This window comes from Pseudomonas sp. JL23 (genome assembly GCF_056933585.1).
Genome location: NZ_CM167795.1, coordinates 2,739,835 through 2,756,102 on the forward strand (window position 1 = coordinate 2,739,835; position 16,268 = coordinate 2,756,102).

The following is a 16,268-nucleotide window of genomic DNA, read 5'->3' on the forward strand; positions in this document are numbered from 1 at the left end:
ATTCTATGGGCTCGTTTTTATGCCCAGCCTGCTCAAGACAACAAGAATGAGGAGCCGTATGCAGACAGTCACCTTCTATTTCGATGTCGGCAGCCCCAATGCCTACCTCTGTCACAAGGTTCTCCCGCAGATCGAAGCCCGTACAGGCGCGACCTTCGACTACGTGCCGATCCTGCTGGGCGGCGTGTTCAAGCTGACCGGCAATCAGTCCCCGGCGACGGCCTACGTCGGGATCAGGAACAAGCTCGAATACGAACACCTGGAGATCCGGCGCTTCGTTAAGCGCCACGGCTTGCAGCAATACCGCTTCAACCCGCACTTTCCCATCAATACCCTGAACCTGATGCGCGGGGCGATTGCTGCCCAACGGCTCGGCGTCTTTGCCGCCTATATCGAGCAGGTCTACGCCGACATGTGGGAGCGCGGACGCGATATGAATGACGCCCGGATCGTGGCGGCCTCGCTTGCTGAAATCGGTCTGCCGGTGAATGAGCTGCTTGACCTGAGTCAGAGCGCCGAGGTCAAGGCTGAACTGATCGCCAATACCGAGGCTGCTGTCGCTGCTGGAGCCTTCGGCAGCCCGACTTTTCTGGTCGGTACGGAGCTGTTTTTCGGCAAAGACAGCTTGCGTGACGTGGAAGAAGAAATTCTTCAACAGGCCGCCCCTTAACTCCCTGGAGCACTTTCAATGTCGAACAACGATAACAAAGGCGTGTGTCTGGTCATTGGTGCGGGTGATGGTGTGGGAAGCGCAATCGCTCAGGTGTTCGCACTGGACGGTCATCCCACGGTCATCACTCGTCGTGCGCGCAATATCGAACAGCTTGAGGCACGCGCCGAGGCCATTCGCAGCCTTGGCGGGGAGGTGTACGCCAGAGGCGTCGACGCTCGTTCGGAAGAGGAAACCATTGCGCTGTTTACCGAAATCGAGCGGGATATCGGCCCGATCGAGGTGGTTGTTTTCAATATCGGCGCCAACGTGCGCTTCGGCATCGAAGAGACCACGGCTCGGGTCTTCCATAAGGTCTGGGAAATGGCCTGTTTCGCCGGTTTTCTCGCGGGGCGGGAAGCGACCAAAGTCATGGTGCCCCGTGGCCGCGGCACGATTATCTTTACCGGCGCCACTGCAAGCCTGCGGGGGCGCGAAGGCTTTGCCGCGTTCGCCGCCGCCAAGGCCGGTCTGCGTGCGGTGGCCCAGAGCGTCGCCCGTGAGCTTGGGCCCAAGGGCATTCATGTCGCCCATGTGATCTGCGACGGCTCCATCGACGGGGTGTTCTCCCGGCAGAACATCCCTGACCTGGAGCAGAAACTGGCAGAAAACCGCATATTGAAGCCCCATGACATTGCCGAGAGCTACCTGGCCTTGCATCAACAGAAGCCTTCAGCCTGGACTCATGAGCTGGATCTGCGGCCGTGGAGCGAGTCCTGGTAAGCCATTGCAGTTGACTGGAGTGTTGGGTAATCTCGCATGATCGTGCATAAACAGGCATAACCATGCAAAGCCAACACTCCGCTGCTGAGCTTCCCCATCTGCGTCGGCAGAAAATCCTGCTGATCCTCGAACGTGACGGCAAGGTCATGGCCTCTGAGCTGGGCGCGCACTTTGCCGTGTCCGAAGACACCATTCGCCGCGATCTTGCCGAGCTGGCCAATGCCGGGCTGGTGCAACGAGTTCACGGCGGGGCGCTGCCAAGGCCAAGGGATACCGGCAAGGATTACTTCACCCGCATCAGCGAAACCAGCGAGGTGAAAATGCACCTGGCCCGGCGCGCGGCACAAGAGGTGCGCGAGGGGCAGATCGTCATGTTCGATTCCGGCAGCACGACGTTGCAGATCGCCCGCTCGTTGCCGCCTGATATCCGCATCACTGCGGTCACTGCATCGCCGATGATCGCCATTACGCTGTCCGAATATGCAGGTATCAAGGTGATCATGGGCGGCGGCCAGTTGCATCCGGCGACCATGTCGGCCTGCGGCAATGAGACCTTGCGTCTGATTCAGGGAATCAAGGCTGACCTGTTGTTTACCGGGGTCTGCGCGATTCATCCGGAAGTCGGCATCAGCTCGTTGCATTTCGATGAAGTGCCGGTCAAGCAGGCGATGATCGACAGCGCCTCCCATGTGATTGCCGTGACCACGGCCGACAAGCTGGGGGCGGTGGAGCCGTTCGTGGTCGCGCCGTGCAATCGCATCCATCTGTTGTTCAGCGAGCGTCTTGAGGGGGCGGGCAGCCTGGCCGACTATCAGCGCCAGGGTATCGAGGTGGTGCTGACCGGTGAGGGCCTTGAGCCGACTATTTCCAGCACCTGAGTAAGTACAGAGTGTGATAGTCAATCATCTGTTCAATCGATAGTGACCATTAAAGAATGCAAGTTCTGTTTTTCCGGCGAAGGAGGAAGATAAGCCCATACCGAACCTGCTTTGAAGGAACTACGCGATGAGAATTTCAACCCTGCTGACACTTGTCGCTGTCCTGACCGGCGCGTTCGCTGCCACCACTCCCGTCTCTGCTGCCGAAGACGCCGCTTGCCATCTGATGCCCATGGCCGACAGCAACCTCGGCTTGCAACACACCCAGTCGGTCGGCGTGCTCTACAGCGAAAATACCGTGAGCAACCTGCAATACCTGGAGCGCTACCACGCCACTGCGGTGAACAGCCCCAATGGCAGCCTCGACTCGCGGATTCGTAACGCCTTTATCAATAGCTCCGACCCTAAACTGGCCATCGACTGGCTCAAAGGCTCGTTGCAGAAAGAATTCGCCACCGTGACGGTCTACGACAATCTCGACGCGCTGATGCAGGCCCGTCCTGACGTGGTGGTGATGCTCGACACCTACAACCGCCTGGTCACCCAGCGCAACGCTCAGGTGGAGGCGCGTTTCGTCGCCAAGTTCTACGACGCCAACCTGCAATACATCGGCAAGGCCGAAGGCTTCGGCGGCAAGCAACTGGACTCGGTCTGGGTTCGCGACAAGGCCGCTCCTGAAATCGCCGCGCAGATTGACCAGCAGCGCACCCTGCAGGTCCAGGCCCTGAAACAGTTCGACGCGTCGCTCAAGGCGTTGGTGACTGCGGGGCAAGTGGCTCAGGCGGATTGATCTTCCACCCGTGGTGCCGGCTTTAGCCGGGAAGGCGTCTTCCCGGCTAAAGCCGGCACCACAGTCATGACTTCCTCTCTTCAGAATCCATTTTTCCTGCCGACAAACAGGCAATGGCCGGACTCTGTCTGTGTTTTTTGTCGTCGTTGACACTAAATAGCCAGTACGCTGTCTACCTTCCAAGAATGTGTACGGGCGCTTGCACGCAGGCCGGGCTCCATTGACAAGGCCAGAGAGGTCATCTTGATAAAGACCGGACTGCTCAAGAAGTGGCAGGCGCTTATGGCGCTGCCGAGTGACAATCCTCGGTTGCTCAAGGCTCAATACATCGCGCTGTCGCGCCAGTTGCCACTGATGTACCTGATTCTGCTGGTCAATACCTGGGCGCTGGCCTTTACCCATATGAGCACCGCGCCGAACTGGCTGGTGATCTATGTGCCGTCTTTGTTGACTCTGATCTGTGGCGCTCGGGCCTGGCTGTGGCTGTATGCCCGCGATACCGACCCCGGCACCGAACATATCCTGCGCAGCCTGACCCGCACCAATAAACTGGTTGCGCCCATTTCAATTCTCTTCACCCTCTGGTCGCTGGCGCTGTTTCCCTACGGTGACGCTTATGCCCAGTCCCATGTGGCCTTTTACATGGCCATCACGGTCATCAGCGTGATCTTCAGCATGATGCACCTGCGTCCGGCCGCCCAGACCACGGCGCTGATCGTCAATGTGGTGTTCGTGGTGTTTTTCTCGGCTACCGGCGACAGCACCTTTATCGCCATGGCGTTGAACGTGGCACTGGTGTCCGTCGCCATGCTGGTGATTCTCAATAATCATTACCGTGCGTTTATCCGTCTGATCGACGCCCAAGCCACGACTCAGGAATTGAGCGACGAGAACCTGCGTCTGGCCAATCAGGACAGCCTTACCGGGCTGCCCAATCGTCGGCAGTTTTTCAGCACCCTGGACCGTGAAATGGTCCGGGCGCAGGCCGGTAATACCCGGCTTGCCGTGGGCATCATTGATCTGGACGGCTTCAAGCCGGTCAATGATCAATATGGCCACCGCGTCGGCGATCACCTGCTGGAGCAGGTCGGCCAGCGCCTGCTCGGGCTGCTGGCACCGGGCATGCATCTGGCCCGCCTTGGCGGCGACGAGTTCGCCCTGATCCTGGGTAATGACGCCAGTGACGAGACGCTGATCCGGTTCGGCGAACGAGTCTGTATTGCCCTGGCGACGCCATTCATGCTCACCGACTTGCCAGTGCAGATCAGTTGCTCACTGGGCATCGCCACCTTCCCGGACATGGCCTCCAACGCCACCGAAGCCTTCGAGTACGCCGATTACGCCCTGTATCACAGCAAGCGCAACAATCGCGGCACGCTGTCGATGTTTACCGTCGACCACCATCGGCAGTTGTTGCAGGACGGTGTTACCGAGCAGGCCTTGCGCCGGGTTGATATTGAACAGGAATTCAGCCTGGTTTTTCAGCCGGTGATCCACTTGCCGAGTCAGCGTACCGTGTCGTTCGAAGCACTGGCGCGCTGGCATAGCCCGAAACTGGGGGATGTCTCGCCGTACCGGTTCATTCCGGTGGCCGAGCGTATCGGCATGATTAATCGCCTGACGCCGCCGTTGCTGCGCAAGGCGCTGCTGGCTGCCCGTGAATGGCCGGAGGATGTTCGCCTGTCGTTCAATCTGTCGGCCCACGATTGCGCCTCGGACGATGTGGCGCGGGAGATTGTTCAGGTCATTTTCGAAAGCGGTTTCGACCCACGGCGGCTCGACCTGGAAATCACCGAAACGGCGATGATGCAGGACCTGGCCCAAGTGCAGCGCGCGGTCAATCGCTTGCGTGCCCTGGGTTGCGGTATTTCCCTGGACGACTTCGGCACCGGTTTCTCCAGCCTTAGCCAGTTGCACTCGTTGGCTTTTACCAAGATCAAGATCGACCGCAGCTTCGTCACCGGCCTGCATGAAAATCCGGCCAGCTACAAGATAGTGAAATCCCTGGTGGCCCTGAGCCTGGACATGCAACTCGAATGCATCGTCGAAGGCGTGGAAACCCGCGATGAGCTCGATGCCCTGACCAGTCTCGGGTGCACGCTGGTGCAGGGCTATTTCTACTCGAGACCGATTGCGCCTGAGCATATCGACGCGTGGTTCAGTCAGGAGCGGGAAGGGGCGAGGGCTTAGGTTACCAAGTGCCACGCAATTCTTTGGATTGAAATGAGGTCTTGTGGGAGCCGGGCTTGCCCGCGAAGAGGCGGGCACAGTTGCTATATCTGCTGTGGCTGAAACACTGATTTCGCAAGCAAGCTTGCTCCCACAAATTTTGCGTCTGCCATAAATTCCATGTGTCAGAATTTCTGAGCTGGCTTGCTGTATTCAGCCCGCCCCCCGCGCCAGGGCAAAAATCCCGTCCATGCGCCAATGCTCGTTGGCGTGGCATGGATCATCGGCCCATTCATCCCATCCCGAGTCCCGCCGGTACTGGCCAAGCAGGCCGCTGGCGCGGATTTTCTGCGGGTCAGGTTCACGGGGGCGCTCGCAGTCCGGATCGACATACAAGGCATCCTGGGCACAATACAGCTCGCACATGAAGCAGGTCTGGCAGGCTGACTGCTCGGTAATCAGCGGTACGCCTTGCGGGCCGGGGCTCAGCACATTGGTCGGGCAGACCGTGACGCACTGGCCGCAGCCGTTGCACAGGTCGGAGTAGATCAGTTCGATCATGACAGGGCGCTCTCGGGCAGGGGCGGGGTGTGGGACAGGGCATCGAGTCGAGTCCACACGTGGTCGAGGCCACCGATGCGCAGGTGCGCATCAAAGCGTGGATCATGGCCCGGCAGGTCGCTGCGCTGATGCATGCCGCGACTTTCCCGGCGCTGTTCGGCGGCCTGATAGCACCAGCGGGCAGTGGCTGCCATGGCCTGGGTTTCCCGGGCGCGCAAGGGATTGTCAGCACTGAACGCGCCGTGGCGTACGGCATCCCACACCGAGTCCAGTACCTGCAATGAGCGCTCAAGCTGAGCGCCGCTGCGGAACAGGTTCTTGTCCAGAGGATGCACTTCGGCCTGGATCTGCCGAATCAGCGCCGCGCTGTCCAGTTGCGGACCTTGTTTACCTGCTTCCAGCCCCAGGCCCTGTAACGGTCCTTGGGTGGTTTTGCGTTGCCGGGCCAGGCGTGCGGCCCCGGCGCCGGCCCACTGGCCGCTGGACAAGGCCCAGGCCGAATTCTGCGCGCCGCCGCCGGAGGTGGCCCCGGCGATGCCTTCGCGGCTGGCGGCATCTCCGGCGGCGAACAGGCCAGGAACACTGGTTTGGCAATCCTCATCAATGACGCGCAAGCCACCGACGCCACGGATGGTGCCCTCGGCGTGCAGGGTCACGGCGAAACGCTGGGTGTAGGGGTCGATGCCCTGGCGGTCGAACGGCAGCATCAGGTTGGGCTGCACACTGGGCAGTTGCGCGCGGATCTGCTGCGGTACGCGATTGAGGCGACAGTAGACCGGGCCTTGCAGCAGGGCCCTGGCCAGTTCTTCGGTAAAGCCCGGCCCCTGACTGATCGGCAATTGGCGGTCGGCGGCGTCGGAGTAGTCGCCGAAGGTGTAGACCATGGAGCGGCTCATGCTGCTGCCTGCCGCCGCGATCCCGTAGTAGTTGGAAAACTCCATGCCCGAGAGTTCGGCCCCGGCTTCTGCGGCCATCAGGTAGCCGTCGCCGGTATTGCTATGGTTGCCCAGCAAATGCGAAAGAAAGGCACAGCCGCCACTGGCGATGACGGTTGCCCCCGCACGCACCTGCCAGTCACCTCCGGCCTGACGGCGCCAGCCGCGGGCTCCGGCTACCACGCCATGATCGTCACGCAGCAGTTCCAGGGCCGGGCAGTGATCGAGGATGGTCACGCCACTGTCCTGCACCAGACGACGCATGCCGCGCAGGTACTCCGGGCCGCGCAGGCCGCGATACTGCACCACACCCTGTTCGTTGCGGGGGAAAGGGTAGTAGTCATTGATACTCGGCAGGCTGCGCCAGGTGGTGTCCAGGGCTTTGGCCATCACCGAGCGATCCGCCAGGCCGAAGGCTGTACCCAGGCGCTTGTCGATGGCCGACTCGCGACCTTCGGGCGGCACCCACCAGTGGCCGGGGCCTGCGGTGGCAGTCACGCCACTGGTCCCGCAATAGCCCTTGTCGACCAGAATCACCCGGCTGCCTGCACGGGCGGCGGCCACGGCGGCCCAAGTGCCGGCCAGGCCGCCGCCGATGATCAACACATCGGCCTCAAGGTCGAGCAACGAGGATCGAGAAGATAACGCGTTCATACCAGCTCCACACACGCACCAAGGTTGGGATTACCTCCGCGTGGTGGGCGGTCGGGCTGGCAATCTAAGCATGACTTCCGTTTTTAATATTCTATTTTTTAATAATTAGCTTAGAAGTAAATGTGCTTTTTAATCGTTTTCTTATGCGCATAGTCTTGCTCCATCAGCCCAGTCGGCCCCCTACAGGAGTAATGCTTCGTGAGTAATGTCAGCGCTTTGAATCTGCCCGCCCATCAAGACGGTAACGTGCGTGACCGGGTTTCACCCGAAGAGTGGGAGGTGCGGGTCAAGCTCGCGGCCGCTTACCGGATAGCCGCGCAGAAGCGCTGGACCGACCATATCTACACGCACTTTTCGGCCCGGGTGCCGGGGCCGGACGAGCACTTTCTGATCAATGCCTTTGGCCTGCTGTTCGATGAAATCAGCGCCTCCAACCTGGTCAAGGTGGATATCGATGGCACCATCGTCGACGACCCGACCGGCCTGGGTATCAATCACGCCGGTTACGTGATTCACAGCGCAATCCATGCCGCGCGCCCGGATCTGCAAGCTGTGCTGCACACCCATACCCGCGACGGGATTGCCGTGTCGGCGCAGAAAGACGGTTTGCTGCCGATCTCCCAGCATTCCCTGGGGTTCTCCGGGCGTGTGGCCTATCACGGCTATGAAGGTGTGGCCCTGGACCTGGACGAGCGCGAACGTCTGGTGGCGGATCTGGGCGACAAGAGCGTGATGATCCTGCGCAACCATGGCTTGCTGACGGCGGGTGTCAGTGTCGAGCATGCCTTCCATCAACTGCACTTCCTCGAATACGCCTGCAATATCCAGATTGCTGCGCAAACGGCGGGCAATGCCGAGCTGATCTTCCCGCCCGCTGAGGTGGTGGCCAAGGTCGAACAACAGGCCAAGGCCTTCAAGGACGGCAACAGCCCCGGCGTGGCTCGGCACTGGAATGCATTGATTCGGCAGTTGGAGCGCACCGATACCGAATACAAGCTTTAAGGGGGAGCAGGCCCGAGTCCAACGGGTGCATTCGCAAAAGATGACCTGGATCAATGGCGGGGAGGGGGCGGGCTGTTATAACCAAAGTCCTGCCCATCGGCCTCGCTGCATTGAAAACCAAGGACGTGTGAATGCCCACGGTCAGCAAGAAAACCTGGATCCGCTATGCCGTGGCAGCAGCGGTTGTTGTCGTGCTTGCCGTGTGGATCTGGATGGAGCTGCGGCCGACCGGTCTTGGCGAGGGTTTTGCCAGCGGTAATGGCCGTATCGAGGCGACCGAGATTGATGTCGCCACCAAGCTGGCCGGGCGGATTCTCACGGTGGCAGTGGACGAGGGCGATTTCGTCCAGCCGGGGCAAGTCCTAGCGACCATGGATATCCAGGTCCTGCAGGCGCAGTTGAATCAGGCTCAGGCTCAGGTGCGTCAAGCCGACAACGCCGTGCTCACTGCCCAGGCCGTGGTCGAGCAACGCGAGAACGAAAAGAACGCTGCCGAAGCCACGGTCAACCAGCGGGTCGCCGAATTGACTGCCGCACAGAAGCGCTATGGCCGCACCGATCAGCTCATTCAATACAACGCCGTGGCCCGCCAGCAACTGGACGACGACCTCGCCGTGCAGCAGGCCAAGCAAGCGGGCGTGGCCTCCGCGCGGGCACAGGTGTGGTCGGCCAAGGCGGCGATCATTGCGGCCAAGTCCCAGGTCATCGAAGTCCAGTCCAGTGTCGAGGCGCTCAAGGCCGCAGTCGAACGCCTGCAGGCCGATATCCTCGACAGCCAGCTCAAGACCGACCGTCAGGCGCGGGTGCAGTACCGTGTGGCGCAGCCGGGGGAAGTCCTCGCGGCGGGTGGCAAGGTGCTGAATCTGGTCGACCTCAACGATGTCTACATCACTTTTTTCCTGCCTACCGCTCAGGCCGGGCGCGTGGCGTTGGGCGCCGATGTGCGGCTGATCCTCGACGCCGCCCCGCAATATGTGATCCCGGCCAGAGTCAGCTATGTCGCCAGCGTCGCTCAGTTCACCCCCAAGGCGGTGGAAACCGCCAGCGAGCGGGAAAAACTGATGTTTCGCATCAAGGCGCGGATTGACCGGCAGTTGCTGGAAAAACACTTGAATCAGGTCAAGACCGGCCTGCCCGGCGTGGCTTACCTGAAACTGGATGGCGACGCCAAGTGGCCTGCGCAGCTTCAGATCAACGTGCCGCAATGACCGACGATAACGTGCCGGTGGTGCAACTGACGCAGGTCAGCCTGCACTATGCCAAGGCCAGTGCCTTGCAGGACGTCACGCTGGCGATCCCGGCCAATTGCATGGTCGGCCTGATCGGGCCTGACGGCGTCGGCAAGTCCAGCCTGCTCGCGCTGATCGCCGGGGCGCGCAAGATCCAGTCCGGTACGGTGCAGGTGCTGGGCGGCGATATGGCTGACAGTCGCCATCGCCGCCAGGTCTGCCCGCGTATCGCCTATATGCCCCAGGGCCTGGGCAAGAATCTCTATCCAACCTTGACCGTATTCGAGAACCTCGACTTCTTCGCTCGTCTGTTCGGCCAAGGCGTGGCTGAGCGTCGGCGGCGTATCGATGAACTGTTGCGCAGCACCGGCCTGGACGGCTTCGGTGAGCGTCCGGCAGGCAAGCTTTCCGGCGGCATGAAGCAGAAGTTGGGGCTGTGCTGTGCCTTGATCCATGACCCCGATCTGCTGATCCTCGATGAACCCACCACGGGCGTCGATCCGTTGGCGCGCAGTCAGTTCTGGGACCTGATCGCACGTATTCGTAATAATCGGCCGGGCATGAGCGTGCTGGTCGCCACGGCCTATATGGACGAGGCACAACGCTTCGATTGGTTGATGGCAATGGATGCCGGGCGGATCCTCGACATCGGCAGCCCCGCCGAGCTGCTGCAACGTACCGCCAGCGACAGCCTGGAGCAGGCTTTCATCGCCCTGCTGCCGGAAGAGAAACGCCGCGGGCATCAGGCCCTGAGCATCCCGCCACGTCAGCCGCAGGACTCGGCACCGGCCATCGAGGCCCATGGCCTGACCTGTCGTTTCGGTGATTTCGTCGCGGTGGATCACGTCGACTTCCGTATCGAACGCGGCGAAATTTTCGGCTTCCTCGGCTCCAATGGCTGCGGTAAATCCACCACCATGAAAATGCTCACCGGCCTGCAACCGGCCAGTGAGGGCCAGGCGCTGCTGTTTGGCCAGCCCGTGGACCCGCGAGATATCGAGACACGACGCCGGGTCGGTTATATGTCCCAGGCGTTTTCCCTGTATGGCGAACTGAGCGTATTGCAGAACCTGGAGCTGCACGCCCGGCTGTTTCACCTGCCTACTGAGAAACGCGGGCCGCGCGTGCAGGCGATGGTGGAGCGCTTTGATCTCGGTGCTGTGGCCGACCAGATGCCCAACGACTTGCCCTTGGGTGTGCGTCAGCGGTTGTCCCTGGCGGTGGCGGTGATCCATAGTCCGGAAGTGCTGATCCTCGACGAGCCCACCTCCGGCGTCGATCCGGTGGCTCGGGACAGTTTCTGGGAACTGTTGGTGCAGTTATCGAGGGAGGAGGGGGTGACGATCTTTATCTCCACCCACTTCATGAATGAGGCCATGCGCTGCGACCGTATCTCCATGATGCATGCCGGTCGCGTACTGGACAGCGATACGCCGCAGGCGCTGATGGCCAAGCGTGGTCTGCCGACGCTCGAAGAAACTTTCATCGCCTACCTGCAGGATGTCGCGCCACCGCAACAGGCCATTGTCGAGGTCGCGGCACCTGCGAATGCAACGAACACTAACGTCAATACCGCCCGTTTCAGCCTGAGGCGCCTGTTCAGTTACAGCCAACGCGAGAGCATGGAGCTGCGTCGCGACCCGCTGCGCGCGACTCTGGCCCTGATCGGCAGCGGCCTGCTCATGCTGATCATGGGCTACGGCATTAATCTGGACGTGGAAAATCTCAAGTACGCCGTACTCGACCGCGATCACAGCGGCGCCAGCCAGGGCTATGCGCTTAACCTCGCCGGTTCGCGCTACTTCACGGAAAAAGCCGCGCTGCGTGACTACGACGATCTCGACCAGCGTTTGCGCAGCGGCGAGATCAGCCTGGCGGTGGAGATTCCCCCCGGTTTCGGTCGTGACCTGGATCGCGGCAGCCACCCGGAAATCGGCTTCTGGATCGACGGCGCCATGCCCACCCGTGCCGAGACCATTCGTGGCTATGTCGCCGGTATCCATGGCGCCTGGTTGCAGCAGCGGCTGTTCGAAACCACCGGGCGTGTCGATAGCGGGCCTGTGGATATTGCCCTGCGGTACCGCTACAACCCCGATGTGCAGAGCCTGCCGGCCATGGTTCCGGCGGTGATTCCGCTGTTGCTGATGCTGATTCCGGCGATGCTCACCGCTCTGGGCGTAGTGCGGGAGAAGGAGCTGGGTTCGATCACCAATCTGTATGTCACCCCGGTGACCCGCATGGAATTCCTGTTGGGCAAACAACTGCCCTATATCGCTCTGGGCATGATCAATTTTCTGGTGATGCTGGTCCTGGCGCTGCTGGTGTTCGGCGTCGCGGTCAAGGGCAGCCTGCTGACACTGACCCTCGGTGCGCTGCTCTACGTGATCTGTGCCACCGGCCTGGGCCTGTTGATGTCGTCGATTCTGTCGAGTCAGATCGCGGCGATATTCGGCACTGCCATTGCCACCTTGCTGCCTGCGGTGCAGTTTTCCGGGCTGCTCAACCCGGTGTCATCCCTGGAAGGCATGGGTGCGCTGATCGGTAATATTTATCCCACGGGGCATTTCCTGACCATCAGTCGCGGGGTGTTTTCCAAGGCCCTGAGCATGGGCGACCTGTACCTGTATTTCCTGCCGTTGCTGCTCACTATCCCGCTGTTGACGCTGTTCAGTGTCGTCGGCCTCAAGCAGCAGGAGGACTGAGATGTTCTCCAACATCCTGCAACTGGGCATCAAGGAATTGCGCAGCCTGTATCACGACCCGGCCTTGCTGTTGCTGATCGTGTTTTCCTTCACCATTGGTGTGTATTCCGCGGCGACCAAGGTCCCCGAATCGCCCCATCGCGCTACCATCGGCGTGATCGATGAAGACCGCTCGCCGCTGTCGCTGCAGATCATCAACGCCTTCCAGATGCCGTACTTTCTCAAGCCAGTGGACATCGATTACGGCCAGATCGACCATGGCATGGATTCCGGGGTTTACACCTTTACCCTGGATATCCCGCCGCGCCTGCAACAGGATGTTCTGGCCGGGCGGCAGCCGACCATCCAGGTCAACGTCGATGCCACCCAGATCAGCCAGGCCTTTACCGGCGCCGGGTATATCCAGCAGATCATCGGTACCGAAGTGGCGGAGTTCCTGCGCCATTACCGTGGCGTCGAGCCGGATGAGGCCAATGCCGTGGTGCATATGGCCTTCAACCCCAATCTGGTGGCGACCTGGTTCGGCGCGATCAACGAAGTGATCAATCAGATCACCATGCTCTCGATCATCCTCACCGGCGCCGCGCTGATCCGCGAGCGTGAGCACGGCACCATCGAGCATCTGCTGGTCATGCCGGTGACACCTTTCGAGATCATGCTGGCCAAGGTCTGGTCCATGGCCCTGGTGGTATTGGTGGCGGCAGCGCTGTCGGTTCGTCTGGTAGTGGGGCAGTGGTTGCAGATCCCGATCAATGGCTCGTTCCTGCTGTTTCTCGCCGGCGCGGCGCTGCACCTGTTCGCCACCACCTCCATCGGTATTTTCTTCGGCACCCTTGCGCGGTCGATGCCGCAGCTGGGCCTGCTGATCATCCTGACTCTGATTCCGTTGCAGATTCTCTCCGGCGGCATGACCCCACGGGAAAGCATGCCCGAGCGGGTCCAGCAGATCATGCTGGCGGCGCCGACCACCCATTTTGTCGAGTTGAGCCAGGCGATCCTGTTTCGCGGCGCGTCCATTGGCATTGTCTGGCCGCAGCTGTTGGCGATTGCTGCGATTGGCAGTCTGTTCTTTGGCGTGGCGCTGTCGCGGCTGCGTCGGTCGCTCAATTGACGAGCGATCAGACACTGAGGTTGCGTAACTGTAGGAGCGGATTTATCCGCGAAGAGGCCCGTACATCCGCTGCATCTTTATGGTCAGGATCATCGCTTTCGCGGATGAATCCGCTCGCACAGGGTATGCGCTCTGCAATGACCGAACAGCGGCTAAGCTGTCCGGCACCTGAAGTTTTTACTACGCCCTTCAAAGGAGTCGTCATGTACATCTTCAATCCGTTGCTCTCTAGCGCCGATCTGGCGTCCACCGCGCCAGTGCCACCTGCAGCCCAGGCAGGCCCGTTGAGCCCTGAGCTGCTGCGCAACATGCAACGCTACTGGGACGCGGCCAATTACCTGTGCGTGGGGCAGATCTATCTCAAGGCCAATGCTCTGTTGCGCGAGCCGCTGCAGGCCGAGCATATCAAGCCGCGTTTGCTCGGGCACTGGGGCACCTCGGCCGGGCAGAACTTCCTGTATGTGCACCTCAACCGCCTGATCCGCGAGCAGCGCTGCGAGGTGGTGTATATCTCCGGCCCCGGTCATGGCGGCCCGACCCTCAATGCCTGCGCCTGGCTCGAAGGCACCTACAGCGAAGTGCACAGCGATATCGGCGCCGACGGCGATGGCATGCTGCGCTTCTTCCGAAGTTTCTCCACGCCGGGCGGGGTGCCCAGCCACTGCGGGCCGCACACGCCCAACTCGCTGCACGAGGGCGGTGAACTGGGCTATGCCCTGGTGCATGCCTTCGGCGTGGCCTTCGATAATCCCAACTTGCTGGTAGCCTGTGTGATTGGCGATGGCGAGGCCGAGACTTGCCCGCTGGAAGGCAGCTGGAAAAGCATTCGTTTTCTCGACCCGCTGCGCGACGGCGCGGTGCTGCCGATCCTGCATCTCAACGGCTACAAGATCTCCGGGCCAACCGTGGAGGCGCGGATGGCCGACAGTGATCTGCTCGACCTGTACCGTGGTCGCGGTTATGAGCCGATCATCGTCGCCGGGGACGACCTGCCGGGCATGCATCAACGCTTTGCCGCCGCCCTCGACCGGGCCTATGGCGATATTGGTGATATTCAGCGCGCCGCCCGGGACTTTGGCAATGTCGCCCGGGGCCGCTGGCCGATGATCATCCTGCGCAGCCCCAAGGGCTGGACCGGGCCGAAGGAAGTTGATGGCGTGCCGGTGGAGGGCACCTTTCGCGCCCACCAGGTGCCGCTGGCCAACGTTATAGAGAACCCAGAACATCTGGTCCTGCTGGAGCGCTGGCTGCGCAGCTACTCGCCCGAGACTTTGTTCGACGACAATGGTGCGCTGGTCCCCGAGCTGCAAGCCCTGACCCCGCCGGCACCCCTGCGCATGGGCGCCGTGCCCCACGTCAATGGCGGGCGGGTGTTGACCGCCCTGGATCTGCCGGACTTCGCCCACTACGGTCTGGAAGTGCCCGGTCCGGGCCAGGTGATCGCCGAGGCGCCGCGCAAACTGGGTGAATACCTGCGTGATGTGATTCGCGCCAACCCGCGCAATTTCCGCCTGTTCGGCCCCGACGAAACCAACTCAAACCGTCTTAATGCGGTGTTCGAGGCCACCGAGCGCACCGCCAGTGGGCCGTTGCTGGAGCTGGATGAACATCTCGCCCGGGATGGCCGGGTCATGGAAGTGCTCAGCGAGCACCTGTGCGAAGGCTGGCTGGAAGGCTACCTGCTCAGCGGGCGCCATGGCATGTGGTCCACTTACGAGGCCTTTGCCCAGGTGGTGGATTCCATGGTTACCCAGCATGCCAAATGGCTGCAGCAGGCCCGGGAATTTCCGTGGCGCCGGCCCCTGGCGTCGTTGAATATCCTTCTTACCAGCCATGCCTGGCGCAATGATCACAACGGTTTCAGCCACCAGTCCACCGGCTTTGTCGATAATGTCCTGCAACGCCGGGCCGACGTGGTGCGGGTCTACTATCCGCCGGATTCCAACTGCCTGGTCAATGTCTTCGACCACTGCCTGCGCAGCCGCAACTACGTCAACGTGGTGACCTGCGGCAAGCAGCCGGATTTCCAGTGGCTGGACTTCAACGCTGCCCTCAAGCACTGCTCCCAGGGCGCTTCGATCTGGGACTTCGCCAGCAACGATGGCGGCACCCCGGACATCGTACTGGCCTGTGCCGGGGACGTGCCGACCACCGAGGCGGTGGCGGCGGCCTGGCTGTTGCGCAAACATGTGCCCGGCATTCGCGTGCGCCTGGTCAACGTGGTCGACCTCGGCATTCTGTCCAGCCCTCAGGACCGCCCCCACGGCATGGATCACGCCTCCTTCGAGGCGCTGTTCACCCGTGAGGTGCCGGTAATGTTCGCTTTCCATGGTTCGACCTGGGTGATTCATTCCATGGTCCATGGCCGCGCCAATGAAGCACGCTTCCATGTGCGCGGTTTCTCCGATCGCGGCACCACCACGACACCCTTCGACATGGTGGTGCTCAATCGCATGAGTCGCTATCAGCTGGCCATTGATGCGCTGGAGCATATTCCGCACCTGCGCCAACAGGCATTGGAAGCCATCAGCTATTTCGAAAGCCAGCTGCGCCGTCATGACGCCTATATCCGCGAGCATTTCCAGGACATGCCGGAGATCCGCAACTGGCACTGGACCGACGATTTCAGCCAGCCGGACAGCCCGCCGCCACTGGCCAGGGGGCAGAGTCGAGGGCAGTTGTTTACGGATGCCTGAACGGACAGTGAAGCGTGGGAGCGTGGCTTGCCCGCGAAGAGGCCGGTACATCCGGTAAATACTGGCTGCGAGAAATATTGTCTTCGCGGGCAAGCCTCGCTCCCACATA

General features: G+C 61.3%; 12 protein-coding genes. 10 read left to right on the forward strand and 2 right to left on the reverse strand.

The window, feature by feature from the left end:
* Positions 1–58: 58 nt before the first annotated feature.
* The 5 genes from AC1Z24_RS12865 (at position 59) to AC1Z24_RS12885 (ending at position 5,290) form a co-directional block, all read left to right on the forward strand.
* Complete coding sequence (locus tag AC1Z24_RS12865) at positions 59–670, forward strand: DsbA family protein (protein WP_483745959.1); 612 nt, start codon at positions 59–61, stop codon at positions 668–670.
* An 18-nt stretch (positions 671–688) separates the two neighbouring features.
* On the forward strand, positions 689–1,432 hold the full coding sequence (locus AC1Z24_RS12870; protein WP_483745960.1) for an SDR family NAD(P)-dependent oxidoreductase: 744 nt from the start codon (positions 689–691) through the stop codon (positions 1,430–1,432).
* Positions 1,433–1,494: 62 nt separating this feature from the next.
* Positions 1,495–2,310 carry a DeoR/GlpR family DNA-binding transcription regulator gene (locus AC1Z24_RS12875; RefSeq protein WP_483745961.1) on the forward strand — a complete coding sequence of 272 codons (816 nt, stop codon included), beginning with the start codon at positions 1,495–1,497 and terminating at the stop codon, positions 2,308–2,310.
* Between the two features lie 127 nt (positions 2,311–2,437).
* Positions 2,438–3,100, forward strand: a complete 663-nt coding sequence (locus tag AC1Z24_RS12880; RefSeq protein WP_259111401.1) for an ATPase — start codon at positions 2,438–2,440, stop codon at positions 3,098–3,100.
* Between the two features lie 282 nt (positions 3,101–3,382).
* A complete protein-coding gene (locus AC1Z24_RS12885) occupies positions 3,383–5,290 on the forward strand; it encodes a putative bifunctional diguanylate cyclase/phosphodiesterase (protein ID WP_483746607.1) in 1,908 nt (635 codons plus the stop codon).
* A gap of 192 nt (positions 5,291–5,482) precedes the next feature.
* On the opposite strand, the gene AC1Z24_RS12890 is transcribed toward AC1Z24_RS12885, so the two are convergent.
* Together AC1Z24_RS12890 and AC1Z24_RS12895 are read right to left on the reverse strand one after the other, a co-directional pair.
* Positions 5,483–5,830 (reverse strand): 4Fe-4S dicluster domain-containing protein, encoded by a 348-nt coding sequence (locus AC1Z24_RS12890; RefSeq protein ID WP_483745962.1) that lies wholly within the window; start codon positions 5,828–5,830, stop codon positions 5,483–5,485.
* Positions 5,827–7,419 carry an FAD-binding protein gene (locus AC1Z24_RS12895; protein ID WP_483745963.1) on the reverse strand — a complete coding sequence of 531 codons (1,593 nt, stop codon included), beginning with the start codon at positions 7,417–7,419 and terminating at the stop codon, positions 5,827–5,829. Before AC1Z24_RS12895 ends, AC1Z24_RS12890 begins: the two co-directional genes overlap by 4 nt.
* Positions 7,420–7,617: 198 nt before the next feature.
* Here AC1Z24_RS12895 and AC1Z24_RS12900 point away from each other — a divergent pair, with 198 nt between their 5' ends.
* From AC1Z24_RS12900 to AC1Z24_RS12920, 5 genes are all read left to right on the forward strand, one after another.
* Entirely contained in the window at positions 7,618–8,421 is an 804-nt protein-coding gene (locus tag AC1Z24_RS12900; protein WP_483745964.1) for a class II aldolase/adducin family protein, read from the forward strand.
* Between the two features lie 131 nt (positions 8,422–8,552).
* Positions 8,553–9,629 (forward strand): HlyD family secretion protein, encoded by a 1,077-nt coding sequence (locus AC1Z24_RS12905; RefSeq protein WP_483745965.1) that lies wholly within the window; start codon positions 8,553–8,555, stop codon positions 9,627–9,629.
* The gene (gene rbbA, locus AC1Z24_RS12910; RefSeq protein WP_483745966.1) at positions 9,626–12,352 is read left to right on the forward strand and encodes a ribosome-associated ATPase/putative transporter RbbA; all 2,727 of its coding nucleotides are present in this window, start codon (positions 9,626–9,628) and stop codon (positions 12,350–12,352) included. The genes AC1Z24_RS12905 and rbbA overlap by 4 nt, the downstream gene beginning before the upstream one ends.
* Before the next feature lies 1 nt (position 12,353).
* Positions 12,354–13,463 (forward strand): ABC transporter permease, encoded by a 1,110-nt coding sequence (locus AC1Z24_RS12915; RefSeq protein WP_259110372.1) that lies wholly within the window; start codon positions 12,354–12,356, stop codon positions 13,461–13,463.
* Positions 13,464–13,666: 203 nt separating this feature from the next.
* A complete protein-coding gene (locus AC1Z24_RS12920; protein WP_483745967.1) occupies positions 13,667–16,159 on the forward strand; it encodes a phosphoketolase family protein in 2,493 nt (830 codons plus the stop codon).
* The last annotated feature ends 109 nt before the right edge of the window (positions 16,160–16,268 follow it).

Coding starts and splice junctions, on each gene's coding strand:
- AC1Z24_RS12905 (WP_483745965.1), top strand. CDS start 8,553: ATGCCCACGGTCAGCAAGAAAACCTGGATCCGCTATGCCGTGGCAGCA.
- AC1Z24_RS12870 (WP_483745960.1), top strand. CDS start 689: ATGTCGAACAACGATAACAAAGGCGTGTGTCTGGTCATTGGTGCGGGT.
- AC1Z24_RS12890 (WP_483745962.1), bottom strand. CDS start 5,830: ATGATCGAACTGATCTACTCCGACCTGTGCAACGGCTGCGGCCAGTGC.
- AC1Z24_RS12880 (WP_259111401.1), top strand. CDS start 2,438: ATGAGAATTTCAACCCTGCTGACACTTGTCGCTGTCCTGACCGGCGCG.
- AC1Z24_RS12895 (WP_483745963.1), bottom strand. CDS start 7,419: ATGAACGCGTTATCTTCTCGATCCTCGTTGCTCGACCTTGAGGCCGAT.
- rbbA (WP_483745966.1), top strand. CDS start 9,626: ATGACCGACGATAACGTGCCGGTGGTGCAACTGACGCAGGTCAGCCTG.
- AC1Z24_RS12885 (WP_483746607.1), top strand. CDS start 3,383: ATGGCGCTGCCGAGTGACAATCCTCGGTTGCTCAAGGCTCAATACATC.
- AC1Z24_RS12920 (WP_483745967.1), top strand. CDS start 13,667: ATGTACATCTTCAATCCGTTGCTCTCTAGCGCCGATCTGGCGTCCACC.
- AC1Z24_RS12875 (WP_483745961.1), top strand. CDS start 1,495: ATGCAAAGCCAACACTCCGCTGCTGAGCTTCCCCATCTGCGTCGGCAG.
- AC1Z24_RS12915 (WP_259110372.1), top strand. CDS start 12,354: ATGTTCTCCAACATCCTGCAACTGGGCATCAAGGAATTGCGCAGCCTG.
- AC1Z24_RS12865 (WP_483745959.1), top strand. CDS start 59: ATGCAGACAGTCACCTTCTATTTCGATGTCGGCAGCCCCAATGCCTAC.